The sequence below is a fragment of the Heyndrickxia coagulans DSM 1 = ATCC 7050 genome, from assembly GCF_000290615.1.
Classification (GTDB): Bacteria; Bacillota; Bacilli; order Bacillales; family Bacillaceae_C; genus Weizmannia; species Weizmannia coagulans.
Window position 1 is genome coordinate 1 of the sequence record NZ_ALAS01000247.1, and the last position, 1952, is coordinate 1952.

The window sequence follows — 1952 nt, forward strand, 5'->3', positions numbered from 1 at the left end:
CCCACATTTCGCACGTCTTAAATATAGTTCATTCTAATTTTTGAATGAACTATATTTAAATGGCTTGGTGGGATGATATCTTCTTATTTTTGAGGAATTTTCGATAAAATTCTTTTCAATTCGACATTCTTTTCATGAATTCCTCCTATTGCGTGTTATTCTCCTTTGTTTTCGACATTTTTTGACACGTATATTGATACATCATACCCGCATAATTCAATGATTTTTTTGGCTTGTGAATCAATATTATCGGGTAAGAGCCTTATTTTTTGTTGATTTTGATTTATAAGGATCACGGTAATATCTTCTAATTGCTCTAACAATGCTTGGCCTGTGGGTTGATAGAGTTTCCTTTTTCCTTTCAAGATTAGAGATAGGTTCTTTTCTTTCAGTTCTTTTCTAACTCGATATTCTAAAATTCCATAGATTAATAAAGCCATCACATACACAATACCTAAGGCCTCAACCCTTTCCGGGGTTTTTAAGTAAATGGCATCAATCATTTGTGAATCTTTGATTAATCGGAAACGGGTCTCAGCGGCCGACTGTCCTTTATAAACCCTCAAAACTTCTTGATTGGATAGTGTCTCCTCATCTAATTTATTTGTGATTAAAACAAAAGTGCTGAGCATTTTTTTCTTATTTTCGATAAAATCATGATCTTTTTCAAACGATTCCAGTTGTATTTGATAGATTTGTTCTTGTTTTGTCTGTTCGTCCTTTTTAGGTCTTCCTCTCTTTTTTCGTTTGATAGGTTGATCACTCATCTGGACGTTTAGTTTATAACAGAAATATGAAGCCTTTTGTTTTTTCTTAAAAGATTGAATTGCTTCTAGTGCGTCCTCTTTACAATGAAAGATAACTTTACTCAGTTTTTCTATCTCTTTTTTTAATTGTATTTCTTCCTTTTCGATCGCCCGATTTAGGGTTTTCTCTTTTCGTTGATCTAAATTGTTTGAGTGGACAACAAGAAACCGGTAAGGAAGGTTTTGAATTTGTCTTTCAAAAGCTTGAATTTGGTAAATAGCTGCGTCTTTTTTATTGCTAAGTGAGCCTACCCTTTCCCAGTTGTTGAGCAACCATGCCTCTTTCTTTAGTTCTGTGCTTAAACCGAATGTATCAGGTAAACGGGAAATAAACGATAAATTTTGTTGTTGAATTTCCGCTAGATTTTCCGTTGTGATTAATGCAGAATCGGCTTGATAAATGAGATTTTTCCAATCTTCATGGGAAAGGATTTTTCTCATCTTTTGAATGAATTCCACATTCCAAGATTTATCCGAAGTATTCCCATTTTCTACTTTTGCAAGGATAGGAATTCGTTCAGGTGTGACCCCCATCCCCAGAACGATTTGTTTTAAGTCAGGCCTATGGGCCTTACTATACCCGTACGTAATTTGCAGTCCATCTTCCTTCGGTTGCTTATATTCGCCGTAAACAGAAATTGAGGTTGTATCGTTATGCAGTATACCAATAGGAAGATTCAATTTTTTTAGTGCTTTTAATGCAAGGGTGGAATAGACTTTCCATGCTTCGGCTTCATACAAGTAATCTAATGCTCTTCCTAATGCATCATCATTTAATTGATCGGGTGAAACCGATGTATCGAAAAGCATCTCAGAATCTAGGTTTTGATAGAATTCATGAACCTTATAAAGGGGCTTGCCACTGCATAAAATGTTTAAGACAAGGGCTTTAATCCTTGTTCCGGGTGAGATATGACAACGGACAGAATCCCATTTGACTAAATCATTAATGGTTTTTTCGAGTTCTATTTCATCACACAGTTTAGATAAAAGTTGAGACGGCCCCACATGTAAGGTTAAAATTTGATCTGACATAAAAATTTCCTCGTCTTCCCCTAGTTTAGATAATCATTCAATTCTACAAAGAAGGAGAAAATTCCTTTAAAAAAATCTTAAAATGGAAAAATTTACGTGCGGAATATGCGT

At 34.7% G+C, this 1952-nt stretch carries 1 protein-coding gene; it reads right to left on the reverse strand.

Translation table 11 applies throughout. The features are described 5' to 3' along the window. Positions 1-155 precede the first annotated feature (155 nt). Complete coding sequence (locus IC21_RS13225) at positions 156-1841, reverse strand: IS1634 family transposase (RefSeq protein WP_029143146.1); 1686 nt, start codon at positions 1839-1841, stop codon at positions 156-158. Between the last annotated feature and the right edge of the window lie 111 nt (positions 1842-1952).

Excerpts from the sequence above, each read along its gene's own strand:
- IC21_RS13225 (WP_029143146.1), bottom strand. The coding sequence starts at position 1,841 with ATGTCAGATCAAATTTTAACCTTACATGTGGGGCCGTCTCAACTTTTA.